The sequence below is a fragment of the Streptomyces sp. NBC_01481 genome, assembly GCF_026339995.1.
Taxonomy (GTDB): Bacteria; Actinomycetota; Actinomycetes; order Streptomycetales; family Streptomycetaceae; genus Streptomyces.
The window spans coordinates 860727-878478 of record NZ_JAPEPT010000001.1; the positions used below are offsets into that span (position 1 = coordinate 860727).

A 17752-nucleotide genomic window follows, 5' to 3' on the forward strand; every position below is an offset into this window, starting at 1 on the left:
ACTGCTGCCGGGGGTGCTGACGCGACATCACCGATGTGGCTAACATCACGCCAATGCGGCAATGTTGCCGGAGCGTTTCGGAGGTGCGAGGTGCAGCCAGACCGGGGACTGTTCGGCCGAAAATTGCTGGTCTGCGGCGTTCATACCTCTTGGAACACTGTGGGGGACGGTGAGTTCTTCTGCCCCGATTGCGGAGGCGACCGCAACTACCGCCGCCGCACCGGCCGCCGGCGCTTCACCTTCCTCGGTGTGCCCCTGCTGCCGCGCGGCTTCGCGGGCCCGGTCGTCGAATGCGCCGCCTGCCACGGCCATTTCGGCATGGACGCCCTCGACCACCCCACCACCGCCCGCTTCTCCGCGATGCTCCGTGACGCCGTCCACACCGTCGCTCTCGCTGTCCTCGCCTCCGGCGGCACCTCCTCCCGCCCGGTCCGGGAGACCGCCGTCGCCACGGTCCGCGCGGCCGGGCTCGACGACTGCACGGAGGACCAGCTCACCGGCCTGATCGAGGCGCTTGCCGCGGACACCGGCCGCTTCGTCACCGACACCGGGCCCTATGGCGCGGCCCTCGCGATCGAACTGCACGAGGCGCTGGAGCCGCTCGCACCCCATCTGGCGCCCGCGGGGCGGGAGTCGATCCTGCTCCAGGGGGCACGGATCGCACTCGCGGACGGGCCGTACAGCGCGGCGGAGCGAGAGGTGCTGACGACGGTCGGTACGGCGCTGCAGCTGTGCGCGGACGATACGGCGCGGCTGCTGGCGACGGCGCGTGCGCCCTTCTAGTGCCGCGTCAGAGAACCCTTGCCCCGTTGCAACGGTGACTGAGCGCTTCAGTTGGTTCTGACCGCTCTTCCGTGATGCCTGCGCCAGACGGACAGCCCGCGTCCAAGCCGGTCAGCAGGGTCGGGGCCGGCACTCCGGTGGGCCCTCACGGAAGCACATCAGAACCGATTTCAACGAGCCTCATCACCGTGGTGTACTTGCCGGACGTCTCCTTCGGGAGCGCCATGCTCTACCTCACCGACGCAGGACCCGTCGCCGTCCAGGGTGAACCGCTCGCCACCGGCATGGTCGAGGTCATGCCGTTCGACCGCCAGGCACTCACAACAGCACTGCGCGCCGACCAGGCAGGCCAGACCACCTTCCCCGAGTTCGTCCAGGGCTGCTGGAGCGCCGGCATCGTCTGGTACGACGTCGACCTCAACGCGCGGACCTGCACGTACTACGGCGCCCACGGCGACAGCTACATCGAGACCTACCCCGCCGTCGAAATCTGACGACCCCGTTTACGGAACCGAGCCGCCTGCGGGAGGGCCGCCCGGACCGCCGGCGCCCCAGATGCCGGCGGATCGTGTACAAGGTCGAGGACGTCTCCGAGCGTCTCCAACTTCATGACGACGTGATCCCCTGACGGAACGGTCCTGCAGTCTCCACTCTCCAGGCGTAGTCATCACGGAAGCGCGGTCAGAACCGGGTAGTTGGCCGTTGAGTGCTTCACTTGGCCACTCGCGCCATGAGGTCGACGGCTTGGCAAACAGGCTCCTGACCGGTCGCTCTGGTCCTGTGAACCTTTCTGCCTCGAATGCCGACTGTCTCGGTGATACGTGGCGCGAGGCAGGGAGGTGCGGTGGGCGGCGACGGGCGACGCGACGGGCTGCTGGTGGTGCGCTGCCAGCTCGGGGAGCGGGAAGCGTTCCGCGAGCTGGTGCGTGTCTGGCATGCACCGTTGCGGCGCTACCTGCGGGGCATGGTCGGCTCGCCGCACCTCGCGGACGATCTTGCCCAGGAGGCGTGGGTCGCCGTGGTGCGTGGGCTGCCGCGGCTGCGGCAGCCGGAGCGGTTCGCCCCGTGGCTGTTCACCATCGCCCGGCGCGCGGTCGCCGACCACCTGCGGCAGGTGTACCAGGCTCCGGAGACGTCCATGGAGGAGGCGGGCGGCGGCGTCGACGACTCTCTCAGCGGCGTGCTGACCACTATGCAGGTAGAAGCCGGCCTCAACGGGCTGCCGCACCTCGAGCGTGAAGTGCTGATTCTTTTCCACCTGCAGGATCTGCCTCTGGCTGCCTGCGCGGAGGTGCTTGGCGTACCGCCCGGCACGGTCAAGAGCAGGCTGCACCGCGCACGCCGCATGTTGCGGAGCGTCCTTGCCGAGAGGGGATACGAGGCATGAGCGAGCAGAACCGCGCAGATCAGCGGGATGTGCCCAAGGAACTCGAGCGTGTGCTGGCTGCGGAAGTCTCGCTGGGCTCCCGGATGCGCCACGTGGCCGTGGGACTGGCGGGAGGGTGTGCGGCGGCACTGATCGCGGTGCTGTGGGCCACCGAGCCGCATCCGCTTCCTGCGCGCACCCAGGCCGCCTTCGCCGGACTGATCGCCATCGGGCTGGCCTGGGCCGCCTTCGCCGGCTTGGTGCTGAGCAGGCGCCGACCGCTGTTCGCCCGGGACCGGGTGCTGGGAGCCCGGCTCTCGCTCGTGGTCACCGTGGTGACCGGCGTGGCCGGGACAGCACTGGCCGCGGCACGCGCTACCGCGGCCGAGGCCCTGGCCACGGCCCTGGCCGGTGTCGCCCTTGTCGCCGCAGCAGGGCTTGTCCTGGTCCGGGCGCAGTCCCGCCGTCGCGAGCTGCTGCGGCTGCGGGAGGCTCTGCGACAAGAAGCCCCCTGACCCCCGAAATGAGTCCGTCCGGATTCATCCAGATCGTCAAGGAGACTGCCTTGAACAAGGTCACCCCAGTCGGCCCGCTGGCCCTCGCTCTACGCCTCCGCGGCGCAAGCAAGCGCACCGTCTTCCTGGTTACCGCGCTGGCGTGCACAACGCTGCTGATCGGGATCGGCCTGCTACTGACCTGAGCGGGGGCGCGGGGGTGCGCCTGCGGCGGGCTTGTTCCCCACCCCGCCCCTTCCCGAACTGGGGGCAGGCCCCCAGACCCCGTATGCGACCTTCGGCCGCATGTCCTCAAACGCCGGACGGGCTGAATGCGCGGCCCTGCCGCACATCCAGCCTCGTGGGTGTCCCCCCGGACGGAGTCTGGGGGAGGGCGGGTAGGGGAACAGCCCCGCAGGGTCAGGCCCCGCTCGCCCGCAGCATCTCCTCGCGCTCCACGATCTTCACCCGCTCGCGCCCCTCCGCCTCACCGCGCGCCCGCTCCGCCGCGTCCAGCCGGTGCCAGCCCTCCCACGTGGTGTACGAAACGCCCTTCCCCTCAAGGAAGTTGACGACCGCTTCCTCCTCCGGCGCAGCCGGAACACGCAGCCGCCCGTTGCCGTGGTCGTCGAGCAGGTTCGCGACCGTCTCGTTCGCGTCGCCCTTCGTGTGGCCGATGAGACCGACCGGGCCGCGCTTGATCCAGCCGGTCACGTACGTCGACTGGAGGTGCTCGCCGGCCTCGATGACGCGGCCGCCCTCGTGCGGCACGGTCCCACTGATGAAGTCGAAGGGCAGCTTGGGCAGTTCGTCGGAGAGATAGCCGACCGCCCGGTAGACCGACTGCACGTCCCAGGTGTGGAACTCGCCGGTACCGGTGACGTTGCCCGTGCCGTCCAGCCGCGTCCGCTCCGTACGCAGCCCCACCACCCGGCCGTCCTCGCCGAGGACTTCGACGGGGGACTCGAAGAAGTGCAGGAACAGCTTGTGCGGACGGTCGCCGACGTCGCGGATCGCCCAGTTCTCCAGGGTCTTCGCGACCATGTCCGCCTGCTTGCTGCCGCGGCGGGTGGCGATGGAACCGTCGTCGTAGTCGATGTCCTCGGGGTCGACGATCACCTCGATGTTCGGCGAGTGGTCGAGCTCCCGCAGTTCCATCGGGCTGAACTTGGCCTGCGCCGGGCCGCGCCGCCCGAACACGTGCACTTCGAGGGCCTTGTTTGCCGCCAGGCCGTCGTACACGTTCGGCGGGATCTCGGTCGGCAGCAGCTCGTCCGCGGTCTTGGCCAGGATGCGGGCCACGTCGAGGGCGACATTGCCGACGCCGAGTACGGCCACCTTCTCCGCCTCCAGCGGCCAGGTGCGCGGCACATCGGGGTGCCCGTCGTACCAGGACACGAAGTCGGCGGCGCCGTACGAGCCGTCCAGCTCGATGCCGGGTATGTCGAGGTCCCGGTCCGCGTCCGCGCCGGTGGAGAAGATCACCGCGTCGTAGAACTCACTCAGATCGTCCAGGGCGATGTCGCTCGGGTAGTCGACATTTCCGAAGAGGCGTATCTGCGGCTTGTCGAGCACCTGGTGGAGTGCGGTGATGATGCCCTTGATCCGCGGGTGGTCGGGCGCGACGCCGTACCGGATGAGACCGAACGGCGCGGGCATCCGCTCGAAGAGGTCGATGGACACACCGGGCTCGACTGCGGCCTCGGACTTCAGCAGGGCGTCGGCGGCGTAGATTCCGGCGGGGCCGGCACCGACGATCGCGATCCGCAGAGGGCGGGGCATGAATGGTTCCCTTCGAACGATGTCCACGGGCGTGACCCGGCGAGTGAGACGGCCAGGCGCGTGCGGAGGGAGCCGACTCTCGTACGCCACCCTGGCAACAGCGCTCCCACCGCGGTACCCGCCCTGCACCTATGGACCCATAAGCCTGATCTATGACCCGGCGCCCGGGAGGGGCGGGGTAAGGACACCCTAACCTCCTGCCCTCCGGCCACCATCGGCGCCCCCGGCCTACCGCTGTAGCGCGGCGGGGGATCTCGCGGCACGCTGGAGTGCAGGAGGATCTGCCCGGCGAAGGGGCCCCCACCATGAACCCTGCCTCACGCACGGCACCCGGCGGCCGTCTCGCCGCCGCGCTGGAAAGCCCGATCGTCGGCCTGTCCCCGTGGATCGTCTTCTCGGTCCTTGTCGGCCCCGGCCGTTTCGGACTGGCGGTGGGCCTCGCCCTGGCCCTGGCGGTGGTGCTCTTCTGCGCGGGGCGGATGGTCTACCGCGGCACCTCGCTCAAGATCCTCGAAGTGGCGGGCGTCGTCTCCTTCGCCGTCCTGGCCACCGTCGGAGTCGCCGCGTCGCCCGGCACCTATCGATGGCTCGACACCTACGCGGGCGAGATCTCCAACCTCACGCTGGTGGTCATCGCCTTCGGCTCCATGGCCGTACGGGTGCCGTTCACGATGCAGTACGGACGCGAACGGGTCGGCCCCGAGTACTGGAAGTCGCCGGAGTTCCTCCACATCAACTATGTGATCACCGGCGTCTGGGGAACGGCCTTCCTCGTCGCGGCCCTCGCGGGCGGCTTCGGCGACCTCGTCCTGCACAACCCGGACAACCTCTGGACCACCTGGATCATCCAGATCGCGGCAATGGTCACCGCGATGAGCTTCTCGGAGTGGTACCCCCATGTCGTCCGCGCCCGCAGCCACGGCGCCGGGACCCCACCGCCGGTGCGCAACCTGCTGACCCCGCTGGCGGGCCTGATCATCCCGGTGGGCGTCGTCTCCCTGATCTTCGACGCCGCGGCGTCCTGGTTCAGCGTCGGGCTGATCCTCATCGGGGTGATCATGGCGCGCGCCATCAACAAGGACGTGGAGATGACACCGCCTAGCGGCGAACACCCTCGACGAAAGCGGTCCAACTGGCGGCTCCGATGACGAGGACGGGGCCGGTGGGGTTCTTGCTGTCCCGGACGGGGACGACGCCGGGCATGTTGTCGAGGACTTCGACGCAGCTACCGCCGTCGCCGTCGCTGTGCGTGCTCTTGCGCCAGGCGGCGCCAGGGAAGGCGTACGCCACTTCGACGCAGTCGCCGCCGTGCCCGTCGCTGTAGCTGCTCTTGCGCCACTGGGCGGTGCTCAGGTCGTACTCGCGCATCGTCTGAAGTCCTCCGCCGCCGAGTCGATCAGGGCCAGGGACGCCTCCGGCGACAGCGCGGCGGCCCTCAGCAGATCGTAAGCCGCCTGTGTCCGCTTCACCACTGCCGGATCGTCCAGCAGATTCCCCGAATACACGGCCTCTGTATAGGCAGTTGGCGGGGCGTCCTCGAACTCCATGAGCGTGAGCATCTTGCCCATCTGTGGGTACGCACCGGCCGCGTACGGCAACACCTGGATCAGGGTCTTGCGCTCGCGCACCAGCGCCGCGATGTGGTCCAGCTGGCGTGCCATGGCGGCAGGGCCGCCCGCGGGGATCCTTAGAGCGGTCTCGTGCAGGATCGCCCAATACACGGGCCGTGCAGCGTCCTTCAGGATCTGGGCGCGGTCTATCCGCGCCTTGACCGTCTCCTGGACGTACTCCTCGGCAGCGAGCGGATTGCTGGCCAGAACGACCGCCTGGGCGTACTCCGCGGTCTGGAGGAGCCCGGGGACGACGGTGGGCGCGAACTCGCTGATCCTCGTCGCGAGAGCCTCAAGCTCCGCCGCGGCCGCGAAGTAGTCCGCGTACCGCGAGCTATTGATCAGCTTTCGGCACATCCGCTCGAAAAAGCCTCCGGTTTGCAGCGTCTCATCGATCCGCTGGGCCACATCCAATTGCGGCTTCCGAATGGCCTGTTCGAATTGGCCGATGTATCCGCCCGACACAAAAACGCTTGCCCCCAGGGCCGCCTGAGTGATTCCCGCGTCCTCCCGGAGCCGCTTCAACTCGGCACCGAAGAACTCCCAAGCCGCCTGCCGTGAACCATTGGCCATGGATCAAACCCCTTGTTGCTGCTGCCCAGTTGTAGTGCGCGGCCCTCTGTTGAGCGTAGCTGCGAGCCCTCACAGTTGTAATGCGAAAGGTGAAACCGGATCGGGAAGGGCAGTCATGGCGAGCAAGGAAAACCCGCGGCACTCGATGGAATGCATCGAAGAGGCGGAGGAAGCTGTGAACAAATTACGGACGGCCCTGGAGCGGTCCGGCATCACCCTGCCGTCACTGCGCCTGGAGCCCGCTTCGTACGCACGGGAGGTGCCCTGTCCCCTGGTCGAATTGGGGCGCTGCACCATCGACGTGGTCCGCATGCTCACGGCAGTACTGCCGAAGGAAGGCGGCGCAGCACGGTGACCGGGCCCATCGGGACGTACGTCGTCGACATGCGCACCGGCAGCGTGGGCCGGCTCATGGGGGAGGCGGGGCCGCGGCTGTTGCTGAGACCCGTCGGCGGGGGCCGGGAGTGGGAGTGCGAGCCGGACCAGGTGCGACCGGCGACCGCGGTGGAGCGGATCAGTGCGACGACGGCGTATGTGAACGCGCGCAGCCGGGGCGAGGTGACCTGAAGCGGCTGTCCGGCGCCCGCTTCCGCTCACCCGGCGGGGGGCGTCGGCGGCGAGGCACGGGTGTACTTGGTGAGCAGCAGCGCGATGTCGTCCATGCGGTTCGGGGACTGGCGGGCGTCTCGCAGGAGTGCGTCGGCCAGTTCTTCGAGGGAGCCCGCAGCAGCATGGGCCAGCAGGGTCCGCAGCCGGTCCGTGCCCACACCGATGTCGGACTCGCGTGTCTCGATCAGTCCGTCCGTGTAGAGGGCCAGCACCGAGCCGGGCACGAGACGCAGCTCCGATTCCGGGTAGTCGGCGGCGCGTTCCACTCCGAGGAGCAGGCCGCCCGGCAGATCCAGGATCTCGGTGTGCCCGTCGGGTCGGCGCAGGAGGGGCTGGCAGTGGCCCGCGCGCACCACGTGCGCGACTCCCGAACCCGGGTCGAGGAGGACATAGCAGCAGCTGGCGAGGAGCCCGGGGTCGAGGTCGATGAGCAGCCGGTTGGTACTGGCGATGACATCGCTCGGTCGGTGGCCTGCGGAGGCGAAGGCCCGTACAGCGCTTCGCAGTTGGCCCATGGCGGCCGCGGCAGCGACGTTGTGGCCCTCGACGTCCCCGACGACCAGCACGACGCCGCGGTCCGTGGGGATCACGTCGTACCAGTCGCCGCCGATGTGCATCCCGCGCGTACCGGGCAGGTACCGGCCGGTGACGTGGACGCCCGGTAGCGTGGGCAGTCGGTGCGGAAGCAGCGCGTTCTGCAGGCCCCGGGCGAGGGTGAATTCGGCGTCGTAGAGCCTGGCACGTTCCAGTGCCTGGGCGATCAGCCCGCTCAGCGCGGTGAGGAGGCTCCGTTCCTCGTCGGAGAACCGGTGGACCTCGTCGAAGCCCATGATGCAGGCACCCACGGGGCGGCTGGAGGCGATCAGGGGCAGGAACACGAAGGAGCTGGACTCGGGCTGGAGCTCGGGATAGGCCTCCCTGAACTCTTCTCGCGATTCGATGAACAGCGGCACCCCGGAGGTCAGCGCCCCGGTCACGGGCTCCCGGGCGGCGTCATGCAGCGGCGTGCCCTCGAACCCCTCCAGAAAGTTCTCACGGTAGCCACGCTGCGACAGCAGATATACGTGCCGCTCGTGCACCACGAGTATCGCCAGTCGATCACCGCCGAGGGCGGGCAGGAGCTGGTCGGCGACGACATCGCACACTTCGCGCGCGGTGACCGCCTCGGTCAGGGCGCTGCTCATCTGAAGGACGCGATAGATGGCGCCCAGGGGCGCCGGCGCGGGCCGTGATGAGGACGGAGCGGCCCCTCCTGCCTCCTCGGGGGGTGCCCCGGGCTCGGCCCCGGCCGGGACCTGTTGTCCGGCCGGGGCGGCCCAGCCGGTCAGGCCCTGCGCATCCGGGCGGAGCGAGAAGACGAGCCACCGCTCGGGGGACCGGGCCAGGAAGGAGACGGGCTGCTGGGAGACCCTGGCGGCCCGGAAACGGTCTTCGTAGGCGGGATCGGCCAGCCACGGCAGAGCGTCCCAGGGGCGGCGGCCCACCAGATCCTCCCGACGTACGCGCAACAGCCGCACCAGACTGTGGTTGGCGTAGGCCACACGCCCCTCGCGGTCGAGCGCGAAGAAGCCGTCCGCGAGCCGTTCGATCGCCGCGACGGCGGCCATACCGGCTCCGAGGTCGAGGACCCCGCCCACCAGGTGGGGCCGCGACTCCCGGGCGGCGCCGGGTTCGGGTATCCGGCCCCACAGCTCGATGGTGCGGTGACCGCCGCCCTTCTCCGGCACGCGCAGACTCTGGGCGAGGACGCGGCCGTCCTTGAGGGCGGCACGGGCGGCACCGCGGAAACCGGGGCGGTCCGCGGGGTGCACCTGGGCCTCCAGCGTGGCCGCTTGTCCGTCGTACTCGTCCGGGGCGAGGCCGAAGGCCGCGCACACGGTGGCATCCGCTTCCAGGGCTCCGGTGTCGAGGTTCCAGTCGAACAGGCCCACCCGTACCGCTGAGGGGGAAGGTACCGGGACCTCCAGCGGACCGGTCTCCATTTCGTACCCGACGTCGACGCCGCGCGCGTTCAGATGGGCGAGCGCTGCGCCGAGGCGGCCGGCCGCGGTACGCAACTGCCGTCGCTGGGCCTTGGACAGCCCTTCCCCTCCGGACTTGGCGGCCCAGACCGCGGCCATGGAGCCGAAGGTCTCCTGCCCCGCGGTGACCGGTACGGAGGCGGAGCCGAAAGGGTAGGGCAACGCGACCGCGAGCTGAGGAAAACGCCGCATGGTGTCATCGGCGTCGACCAGATGGACCGTCCGCCGGGAGCGGAACGCCTCCGCCACGGGAATGGGACTGTTCACAGGAATCCGCCGCCAGCCGCCGAGCAGGGAAGGCGGCATCCCGGCCGCCGCGGCGAGTATCAGCGTCTGACGGTTGCGCGAGACCAGGAACACACTCGCCGCATGGGCCCCGGTCACCTCGACGGCTTTGAGGACGGCTTCAGCCAGTGCATCGTCACGCTCCGCCGTGCCGTCGGCGTTCGTGCCGTCGGCGTTCGTAGTGCCGAAGGGATGCGTACTCAAGCTGGTATCGCTGGAAGACACGCTGGCCCCGATCGCTGCAATGGTGGCGTGGCCCGCACGTCAGGGGTGTCTGCCCAATTCTTCTATGGAATGGTTCCGTGCGAAACCTGACGGGACGCCGCACCGATCGTGAGGGGGCGATGAGTTTGCCCGCCTCACGCCGTCCTATCTGCATGGACAAACAATTCAGCGCGACGCTGCAGAAGAGCCCTGAGAAGGGCGGCTGGACGTATCTGGTGTGGCCCGAGTCGGTCGAGTACTTCGGCACCCGGGGCCTGGTCAAGGTCAGGGGGACGATCGACGGTCATCCGTTCCGCAGCTCCTTCATGGCGCTCGGGGACGGCACGCACAAGCTGCCCGTGAAGGCGGACGTGCGCAAGGCGATCGGGAAGGAGGCCGGGGACTCGGTGACCGTACGCCTTGAGGAGCGCGTGGAGGATTGACGATCCGATGGCGGGCGGCCGTTGCCCGTACGGGACAATGGCTCCATGAGCCTGTTCCGTGATGACGGCGTCGTGCTGCGCACCCAGAAGCTGGGCGAGGCCGACCGCATCATGCTGTGCTCACCCGGGGGACACCCCCCGGCCCCCCGGCCGGACACCCGTGGGGGCGCGCGATGAGTCTTTTTCGTGACGACGGCGTCGTGCTGCGCACCCAGAAGCTGGGCGAGGCCGACCGCATCATGCTGTGCTCACCCGGGGGACACCCCCCGGCCCCCCGGCCGGACACCCGTGGGGGCGCGCGATGAGTCTTTTTCGTGACGACGGCGTCGTCCTGCGCACCCAGAAACTCGGCGAGGCCGACCGCATCATCACGCTGCTCACGCGCGGGCACGGGCGCGTGCGGGCCGTCGCCCGCGGCGTGCGGCGGACCAAGTCCAAGTTCGGGGCGCGGCTGGAGCCCTTCTCTCATGTGGACGTGCAGTTCTTCGCCCGCGGCAGCGAACTCGTCGGCCGCGGGCTCCCCCTGTGCACCCAGAGTGAGACCATCGCCGCGTACGGTGGCGGCATCGTCACCGACTACGCCCGCTACACCGCGGGCACCGCGATGCTGGAGACCGCCGAGCGGTTCACCGACCACGAGGGCGAGCCGGCCGTCCAGCAGTACCTGCTCCTCGTCGGCGCCCTGCGCACCCTCGCCCGTGGCGAGCACGCGCCGCACCTCATCCTCGACGCGTTCCTGCTGCGCTCCCTCGCCGTGAACGGCTACGCGCCCAGCTTCGAGGACTGCGCGAAATGCGGCATGCACGGGCCGAACCGGTTCTTTTCCGTCGCCGCCGGCGGCGTCATATGCGGCGACTGCCGGATGCCCGGCAGCGTCGTACCCTCTGCGGAGGCCATCGGTCTGCTCAGCGCGCTGCTGACCGGCGACTGGCCCACGGCGGACGCGTGCGAGGCGCGCCACGTCAGGGAGGGCAGCGGGCTGGTGTCCGCCTATCTGCACTGGCACCTGGAGCGCGGCCTGCGCTCGCTGAGGTACGTAGAGAAATAGGAGATGTGAGCCGCATGGCACGACGCGGAATCCTGGGCCGGTCCCGCCGCGAGTACAAGGTCCCCGAGCCGCACCCGTCCGGCGCGCGCCCGCCGAAGATCCCCGGCGAGCTGGTGCCAGGCCATGTGGCGTGCGTCATGGACGGCAACGGCCGCTGGGCCAAGGAGCGCGGGCTGCCGCGCACCGAGGGGCACAAGGTCGGCGAGGGCGTCGTCCTCGATGTGCTCAAGGGCTGCCTGGAGATGGGCGTCAAGAACCTCTCGCTGTACGCCTTCTCCACCGAGAACTGGAAGCGCTCGCCCGACGAGGTGCGCTTCCTGATGAACTTCAACCGGGACGTCATCCGGCGCCGGCGCGACGAGATGGACGAGCTGGGCATCCGTATCCGCTGGGTCGGCCGGATGCCGAAGATGTGGAAGTCCGTCGTCCAGGAGCTCCAGATCGCGCAGGAGCAGACGAAGGACAACGACGCCATGACGCTGTACTTCTGCGTCAACTACGGCGGGCGCGCGGAGGTCGCGGACGCGGCGCAGGCGATCGCCCGGGACGTGGCGGCGGGGAAGCTCGACCCGTCGAAGGTCAACGAGAAGACCTTCGCGAAGTACCTGTACTACCCGGACATGCCGGATGTGGACCTGTTCCTGCGGCCGAGCGGCGAACAGCGGACGTCCAACTACCTGATCTGGCAGAGCAGTTACGCGGAGATGGTCTTCCAGGACGTGCTGTGGCCGGACTTCGACCGGCGGGACCTGTGGCGGGCGTGCCTGGAGTACGCGCAGCGGGACCGTCGCTTCGGGGGCGCGATCCCGAACGAGGAGCTGGAGGCGATGCGCGGTCGGCCCGAGGGGCCGGCTGTCTGACCTGGGCCACGTGGGGGCCACCGCCGCGACCCGGGTGAGGAATACGCTGCTCCGGCGCAACCCGGACCGATGTACCGACGTCTCGCACTCCGAACGACGGGAGTGGGCACCGGATGCACAGCAGCCAGCGAAGCGACGGGACAAGTCGGGGTGAATCGCCCGGTTCGGGACCGTCGGCGAGGGGCTTATCGGCCTACGGGGAGTGGCCGGTGGTCGGGCGCGCCGATGAACTGGCCGCCCTGGATGCGGTGGCCGAAGAGGTCCTGTCGGAGCGGACGCGCGTGGTGCTGCTTGACGGGCACGCAGGTATCGGAAAGTCGGCTCTGCTGCACTTCTGGCTGGACCGGGCCCGGAAGTTTCACATTCTGCGGGTGCGCTGCCGGCAGCTGGAGCGGGACTTCGCATTCGGTGCGGTCCGCCGGCTGTTGCAGCCCCTCATGGCCGCCACCTCCGACAGCGATCGCCGGTCCCTGCTGGAAGGAGCGGGCGATACGGTGCTGCGCATCCTGGACCCCGAGAACTACAGGAACGACGACGAGCCCGGCGGGTGCTCCGACGCCACCGAGACGCTGCTGGGTCTGGACAACCTCGCCCTCCGCCTGTCCCGCCGACAGCCGTTGCTGCTGGCCATCGACGACCTGCAGTGGATCGATCCGCCGTCGCTGCGCTGGCTGGCACGCCTGGTCCACCGGGCGGACGCGCATCCGATCCTCGTGGCCGGCACCACCCGCACCGGTGAGAAACCGGCCCCCGGCCGTCTGTTCAACGATCTCGTCCACCCCTCGACGTGCCGCAGCGTCGTCCTGGAACCGCTCCGTGTCCACAGTGTGGAGAAGCTGGTGTCCGCGGTGTTCAGCACGGACCGGCCGGATCCGTCCTTCTGCGCCGCCTGCCACGCCGCTACAGATGGGCACCCGCTCTTTCTGCGCGCGTTGCTGTGCGACGCACGGCGCAGCGGCGTACAGGCCACCAGGGACGACCGGGAGAAGATCAGGACATTCGGGCTGCATACGCTCAGTCGCGAGATCGGGCACCGGCTGGGCCACGGATCCGATGACATGGCAGCACTGGCGCGGGGGCTGGCGATCCTGGGCGACCACAAGCCGCCCGCGCTGCTGGCCGCGTACTGCAGCAAAGGTGAGGCCGTGATCCGGTCGGCGGCGGCGGAGCTCCACGCTTCCGGTCTGCTGCGCGCCGGGGATGGACTGCGCTTCGTACATCCCGTGGTCCGGGAAGTCGTCCTGGCTCAGTGGCCGCCCCAGGAGATCGGTGAGGCGCATGCACGGGCGGCTCATGTGCTGCATCTCAGCGGCCGCCCCGACGAGGAAGTGGCGGCGCACCTTCTGGCCGCCGGACCGGTGCCAGGGCACTGGGTCGTGACGGTCCTGCGCCGGGCTGCCGGAGAGGCGCTGCGCCGAGGCGCGGCCGAGGCGGCCGTGACATACCTGCGTCACGCCGTGCACCAACCGGTTCAGCCGGGGGAACGCGCCCAGGTGCTCCTTAAGCTCGCCGTCGCCGCGAGCCACTACGACACGGGACTGGCGGTGTCGTACGGGACGGCCGCGCTTGAGGGCCTGACCGACGACTCCGCCCGCTCGGAGGCCGTCGGGGTACTGACGTACTCCCACCTCCTGTCACGAGGCAAGGCGTATGCGCCGGATCTGGACGACCTGACCGCAGAGTTGTCCGTGCGGGCAGACCTCGCCTCCTCCGACCGCGAGCCCTTGCTCCGCATGCACGCGCTGCGCTCGTGGCTGGAGTTCGAGCGCCCCTCCACCCGGGCCGAGGGGACCGCATCCCGTGCCGTCCTCGACACCGAACTGGCCGGCAATACCCCTGGGGAACGGCAACTCCTCGCGATCCGCGCCTTCAACGCCTTGCGGGCGGCGCAACCGGCCCCCTACATCGCCGAAATGGTGGACCGGACTTCTGTCAATCTGCCGACGTTCTCCCACGACCTCTTCCCCTTGCACTACTTCGTCGCCCAGGCCCTGCTGTATCTGGACGAGCTCGACAAGGCCGACCACCTGTGCACTCATCTGCTCCGGGAGACCAGAGGGAGGGGTCTGGAGCTGCTGGCCTCGTCCCTGCTGGTCTACCGGGCCGGGATTTCGCTCCGCAGGGGCGACATCGGCAAGGCCGCAGCGGCGGCGCGGGCCGCGTCCGAGGGACCCTCCGCGGCCGGCGAACGGCCGTACACGATGACGATGGACACCATCAGGATCGACACCCTCCTCGAACAGGGGGACCTGGAGGCCGCCGAGCACATCGCCGGCGCTTACTCCGCCGCGGATCCGACTGACGTCTCCTGGGAGTGGCCACGGTTCCTGATGAGCCTGGCAGCACTGCGTACGGCGCGGGGGGATGTCCGTGCGGGTCTGTCGCTGCTCCGTGAGTGCGGTCACCACTTCGATGCGGCGGGGACGGTCAATCCGGTCATCTGTCCTTGGCGTTCCCGAGCTGCCGCCGCCCAACTCGCCCTGGGCCACCACGACGACGCGCGAGCTTTGATCGAGCAGGAGCTCGATCTAGCGCGGCGCTGCCGGATCCCGCGAGCCCTCGGAGTGGCGCTGCTCGCCGCCGGAAGTGTGGCCGGAGGAGCGCGAGGGCTGGAACACCTGGCTGAGGCAGTGAGCCTTCTGGAGCGCACGCCGGCTCACCTCGAACTCGCCCGCGCTCTGCATGAGTACGGGTCCGCGCTGCTCCGGCGCGACGACAAGCACGGTGCCCGTCAGGCCCTGCGGCGCGGGCTGGACATCGCGGTCAGGTGCGGAGCTTCCTCGCTCGCGGGGCGCCTGCAGAAGCGGCTGTACGACGCAGGCGGCCGCGTCGGCAACCGGGGGGCGTACGGCTGCTCCCTGACGGCCGGCGAAGAACGCGTCACCGCTTTGGCCGCCCAGGGATACAGCAACAAGCAGATCGCCGAGCGTCTCTTCGTGTCGTTGAGGACAGTGGAGACCCACCTCACCGGGGCTTACCGCAAGCTCCGCATCACCGGCAGGTCCGAACTCGTCGCCGTGCTGGGTGACATCTCGTCCCGTGGCCCAAGAGACCCCCACGCCGAGGGGTGACTCCGACAGGCCAGTGAGTGGCGGGCGCATGAAGTGGCCCCCGCGCTCCGGTACTCGTGGAGAGCCCGGGGAACGCGGGGGCCGACTGTGAAGACTTCCGACGGTTATCGTTCGTGCTCGGTCGTTTCCGAGCCGCCGGACGGGAAGCTCAGCACTGCACGCGGAGGACGTGGCCGTTCGGCCAGACCCCTGTGAACTTGAAGCAGTGATTCGTGTTGGCGTCGTCGATGTAGATGGGTACCGAGTGACTGCCCGTGAAGTTCACGGTGACGGTGGCTCCTGTCGCTTCCGCCGGGAAGTACGCCTCCCAGCCGGTCCCGACGGGCTTGGCGTGGTGACAGTAGTTCTTGCTCTCTATGCCGTCCGTGCCCTTCCAGGTGTAGCAGGTGTCGATGAAGTACCCCGAGTCGTTCGTGAACCGGATGTAGTTGTCCGAGCTCGCGGAGGCCGGCGGTGCCGTCATCACCGCGCCGGCCAGAGCGACTCCGAGGGCGGCGGCACCGTATGCCGCCGATCGTTTCATTTTTCGCAGCCCAGCGTTCATCTTCTCGCTCCCGTAGTCGGGTCTAGCAGTCCTTCTTGGCGATACTCGGGCCGAACGTGGTGCCCTTGAGTTCGTAGCAGTGGCTGCGATTCAGGTCCGTGATCTGCGGCGACACGTTGCCTCCGGCGACCTGTCCGGCGACGGTCACTTCAACCCTGACACCCGTCGCATCCTCCGGTATTTCCACCCGCCAGTCCGTATTGATGGGCTTGGCGTAGTCGCACGAGTCGGGGGTCGTCGAGGACTGCCACTTGTAGCAGGTGTCGACCACGAACCATCCGTTGTTCGTGAACCCGATGTAATTGCCCGATCCGGCCGAGGCCGGCGGTGCCGTCATCACCGCGCCGGCCAGAGCGACTCCGAGGCCGACGACACCCCGTGCCACCGACCGCTTCACATTTCGCATGGGATTGACCTTTCTGCAGGACCTGCTGGATCAGCGGCCGTTCAGCAGGGTGCCACCGCACTGCACTACGTCGGTGCCCACCCGCATGCCACCCTTGAGGGGAATCTCCAGGCGCAGTCCGGTGATTTTCGCGCCGCCGAACTTGCCGCCCTGGACGGTTACATCGGAGATACTGCGCTCCATGTCGTAGCCCATCTTGAGCATCCCCTTTTCGCCTTTCTTCACGGTGATCCTGATGTCACCGCTCTTGGCTTCGGTGGTGCTCTCGTTGTATTGCGCAGTGGCGCCTACCTTCAGCACTTCTTTGATGGTTACATCAACGCTGCCGCCCACGTTCCACCCCCAGGTGAAGGTGTGGGTTCCGCCGATCGTCTGGTTGATTTCCCCTTCGCCCTGGCCGCAGTTTTCGATAGGACCGGTGCCGGTGCCGGTGTTTTCCACGTCGAACCACTTCGTCACCTGGGTCGGTGTGCTGAGGGTGGTCGTCACGCAGGACACGGATCGGTCCTTGCACTGATCCAGGGCGGCCCGGACCGCGGCCTGTGAATCGACCTTGTACCCGTTGTCGTACTCGACCGACGGAGTTCCCTCGTTCACCCAGTTGTCCGTGTGACCGTTCACCTCGGGGAAGGGAGCCGCGGACGCTGTCGGTACCGTCAGCGCAACTGCGGTCGTGAGCAGACCGGCGACGAGACCTGTTCGGGACATCGAGATCACTGTTCCTCCTGTCCTGCGTTCAGCAGCCGGTTTCGAGCAGCGTCGGATTGAGTGCGCTGCCGCTGATTTCGAAGCAGTGGTTCCGGTTGGTGTCGGTCACCACGGCGCTGGCTTTGGCGGTGTAGCCGGGCCAGATACTCAGGTCGATCATGGCTCCGGTCGCCTCCGCGGGGAAATGCGCCTTCCAGGAAGTCCCGACCGGCCGTGCGTTGTTGCAGTAGTTCTTGTTCTCGGCGTCGCGCCAGTTGAAGCAGGTGTTCGCGACGAAGCCGGCGTTGTGCGTGATCTGGATGTAGTTGTCGGTTCCTGCGTGTGCAGCAGGTGTCAGCGCCACGATTGAGAGGCACGTAACCCCCAACGTGACCAGGCCGAGTAGGCCTTTCCGGCCATTGTTCACGGATCCACTCTCTTCTCTGTGTCATGGAGGCTCTGTCTGTACTGGAGCGGCGATGAGCATTTCTTTCCTTGTCTGTTTCTTGGTGCCGAAGCTCGTGCCGCGCCTTCGTCACGTTAGGCAGGGCAGGGCCGTTGACGTAAAGCGCTTCGCCTGAAGTCTTCGGTTCACGAGGGAAAGGGCTGTGGGCGACCACGAGACTCTGTGGAAGAAACCACGGGATCGGCAGCCCGGCCCCCGACCCGACGGTCCGAGCAGAGACCAGGAGAACCGCGGCTGCGGCTCCACTCATGCGCTGCCACGGGCACCGGCACGTACCGGTACTGGCAGCGCCCACTGACGATCACGGAAGGCACCGCGTGCCACTGCGCAGGCGACGGACATGTAACGCCCATGTTTCGTATTTCTCACGCGCGGATGTGTCACGAGCCTTCGGCGTTTCGCTCCTCGAACCAAATCATCCGAGACGCTTCCGCCGATAATCGAACATCGGCCAGAATGCCGTTCCCCCCTGTGGAAGGCTTCGGTGACGCATGCCCGAT

Annotated in this window: 21 protein-coding genes; 13 read left to right on the forward strand and 8 right to left on the reverse strand. The window is 68.6% G+C overall.

What is annotated here, in order from left to right; all coding sequences use genetic code 11:
* Positions 1-90 precede the first annotated feature (90 nt).
* The 5 genes from OOK40_RS03970 to OOK40_RS03990 all read left to right on the forward strand — a co-directional run bounded on the left by OOK40_RS03970 (position 91) and on the right by OOK40_RS03990 (position 2849).
* Positions 91-783 carry a TerB family tellurite resistance protein gene (locus tag OOK40_RS03970; protein ID WP_266476512.1) on the forward strand — a complete coding sequence of 231 codons (693 nt, stop codon included), beginning with the start codon at positions 91-93 and terminating at the stop codon, positions 781-783.
* A 188-nt stretch (positions 784-971) separates the two neighbouring features.
* A complete protein-coding gene (locus OOK40_RS03975; protein WP_266476513.1) occupies positions 972-1277 on the forward strand; it encodes a DUF1398 family protein in 306 nt (101 codons plus the stop codon).
* A 350-nt stretch (positions 1278-1627) separates the two neighbouring features.
* Positions 1628-2170: an RNA polymerase sigma factor gene (locus OOK40_RS03980; RefSeq protein WP_266476514.1), complete on the forward strand. Its 543-nt coding sequence runs from the start codon at positions 1628-1630 to the stop codon at positions 2168-2170.
* Positions 2167-2664, forward strand: a complete 498-nt coding sequence (locus OOK40_RS03985; protein WP_266476515.1) for a transmembrane transport protein — start codon at positions 2167-2169, stop codon at positions 2662-2664. The genes OOK40_RS03980 and OOK40_RS03985 overlap by 4 nt, the downstream gene beginning before the upstream one ends.
* Positions 2665-2672: 8 nt before the next feature.
* Positions 2673-2849 (forward strand): hypothetical protein, encoded by a 177-nt coding sequence (locus tag OOK40_RS03990; protein ID WP_266476516.1) that lies wholly within the window; start codon positions 2673-2675, stop codon positions 2847-2849.
* A 214-nt stretch (positions 2850-3063) separates the two neighbouring features.
* On the opposite strand, the gene OOK40_RS03995 is transcribed toward OOK40_RS03990, so the two are convergent.
* A complete protein-coding gene (locus OOK40_RS03995; RefSeq protein WP_266476518.1) occupies positions 3064-4425 on the reverse strand; it encodes an FAD-dependent oxidoreductase in 1362 nt (453 codons plus the stop codon).
* A gap of 305 nt (positions 4426-4730) precedes the next feature.
* Between OOK40_RS03995 and OOK40_RS04000 the strand changes: the two genes are divergently transcribed.
* Complete coding sequence (locus tag OOK40_RS04000; protein ID WP_266476520.1) at positions 4731-5573, forward strand: hypothetical protein; 843 nt, start codon at positions 4731-4733, stop codon at positions 5571-5573.
* Here OOK40_RS04000 and OOK40_RS04005 read toward each other — a convergent pair.
* Together OOK40_RS04005 and OOK40_RS04010 are read right to left on the reverse strand one after the other, a co-directional pair.
* Positions 5524-5793: a DUF397 domain-containing protein gene (locus OOK40_RS04005; protein WP_266476522.1), complete on the reverse strand. Its 270-nt coding sequence runs from the start codon at positions 5791-5793 to the stop codon at positions 5524-5526. The genes OOK40_RS04000 and OOK40_RS04005 overlap by 50 nt on opposite strands.
* Positions 5775-6608 (reverse strand): helix-turn-helix transcriptional regulator, encoded by an 834-nt coding sequence (locus tag OOK40_RS04010; protein ID WP_266476524.1) that lies wholly within the window; start codon positions 6606-6608, stop codon positions 5775-5777. The genes OOK40_RS04005 and OOK40_RS04010 overlap by 19 nt, the downstream gene beginning before the upstream one ends.
* Positions 6609-6723: 115 nt before the next feature.
* Here OOK40_RS04010 and OOK40_RS04015 point away from each other — a divergent pair, with 115 nt between their 5' ends.
* Both OOK40_RS04015 and OOK40_RS04020 read left to right on the forward strand, forming a co-directional pair.
* Complete coding sequence (locus tag OOK40_RS04015) at positions 6724-6963, forward strand: hypothetical protein (RefSeq protein WP_266476525.1); 240 nt, start codon at positions 6724-6726, stop codon at positions 6961-6963.
* Entirely contained in the window at positions 6960-7175 is a 216-nt protein-coding gene (locus OOK40_RS04020) for a hypothetical protein (RefSeq protein ID WP_266476526.1), read from the forward strand. The genes OOK40_RS04015 and OOK40_RS04020 overlap by 4 nt, the downstream gene beginning before the upstream one ends.
* Before the next feature lie 26 nt (positions 7176-7201).
* Here OOK40_RS04020 and OOK40_RS04025 read toward each other — a convergent pair whose 3' ends face one another.
* Positions 7202-9727: a SpoIIE family protein phosphatase gene (locus tag OOK40_RS04025; protein ID WP_266476527.1), complete on the reverse strand. Its 2526-nt coding sequence runs from the start codon at positions 9725-9727 to the stop codon at positions 7202-7204.
* A gap of 173 nt (positions 9728-9900) precedes the next feature.
* Between OOK40_RS04025 and OOK40_RS04030 the strand changes: the two genes are divergently transcribed.
* From OOK40_RS04030 to OOK40_RS04055, 5 genes are all read left to right on the forward strand, one after another.
* On the forward strand, positions 9901-10170 hold the full coding sequence (locus OOK40_RS04030) for a DUF1905 domain-containing protein (protein ID WP_266476529.1): 270 nt from the start codon (positions 9901-9903) through the stop codon (positions 10168-10170).
* A 45-nt stretch (positions 10171-10215) separates the two neighbouring features.
* Positions 10216-10347: a hypothetical protein gene (locus tag OOK40_RS35230; RefSeq protein WP_323136047.1), complete on the forward strand. Its 132-nt coding sequence runs from the start codon at positions 10216-10218 to the stop codon at positions 10345-10347.
* Positions 10348-10471: 124 nt separating this feature from the next.
* Positions 10472-11218: a DNA repair protein RecO gene (gene recO, locus OOK40_RS04045; RefSeq protein WP_266476530.1), complete on the forward strand. Its 747-nt coding sequence runs from the start codon at positions 10472-10474 to the stop codon at positions 11216-11218.
* A 14-nt stretch (positions 11219-11232) separates the two neighbouring features.
* A complete protein-coding gene (locus tag OOK40_RS04050) occupies positions 11233-12078 on the forward strand; it encodes an isoprenyl transferase (RefSeq protein ID WP_266476532.1) in 846 nt (281 codons plus the stop codon).
* A 209-nt stretch (positions 12079-12287) separates the two neighbouring features.
* Positions 12288-15149, forward strand: coding sequence for an AAA family ATPase (locus OOK40_RS04055; protein WP_266476533.1), 2862 nt, complete (start codon positions 12288-12290; stop codon positions 15147-15149).
* A 148-nt stretch (positions 15150-15297) separates the two neighbouring features.
* On the opposite strand, the gene OOK40_RS04060 is transcribed toward OOK40_RS04055, so the two are convergent.
* From OOK40_RS04060 to OOK40_RS04075, 4 genes are read right to left on the reverse strand one after another with little or no spacing between them, the layout of a single operon-like run.
* Positions 15298-15672, reverse strand: coding sequence for a hypothetical protein (locus OOK40_RS04060; protein WP_266476535.1), 375 nt, complete (start codon positions 15670-15672; stop codon positions 15298-15300).
* A 43-nt stretch (positions 15673-15715) separates the two neighbouring features.
* On the reverse strand, positions 15716-16099 hold the full coding sequence (locus tag OOK40_RS04065) for a hypothetical protein (RefSeq protein WP_266476536.1): 384 nt from the start codon (positions 16097-16099) through the stop codon (positions 15716-15718).
* A 30-nt stretch (positions 16100-16129) separates the two neighbouring features.
* Positions 16130-16816 carry a hypothetical protein gene (locus OOK40_RS04070; protein ID WP_266476537.1) on the reverse strand — a complete coding sequence of 229 codons (687 nt, stop codon included), beginning with the start codon at positions 16814-16816 and terminating at the stop codon, positions 16130-16132.
* A gap of 19 nt (positions 16817-16835) precedes the next feature.
* On the reverse strand, positions 16836-17150 hold the full coding sequence (locus tag OOK40_RS04075; RefSeq protein WP_266476539.1) for a hypothetical protein: 315 nt from the start codon (positions 17148-17150) through the stop codon (positions 16836-16838).
* Between the last annotated feature and the right edge of the window lie 602 nt (positions 17151-17752).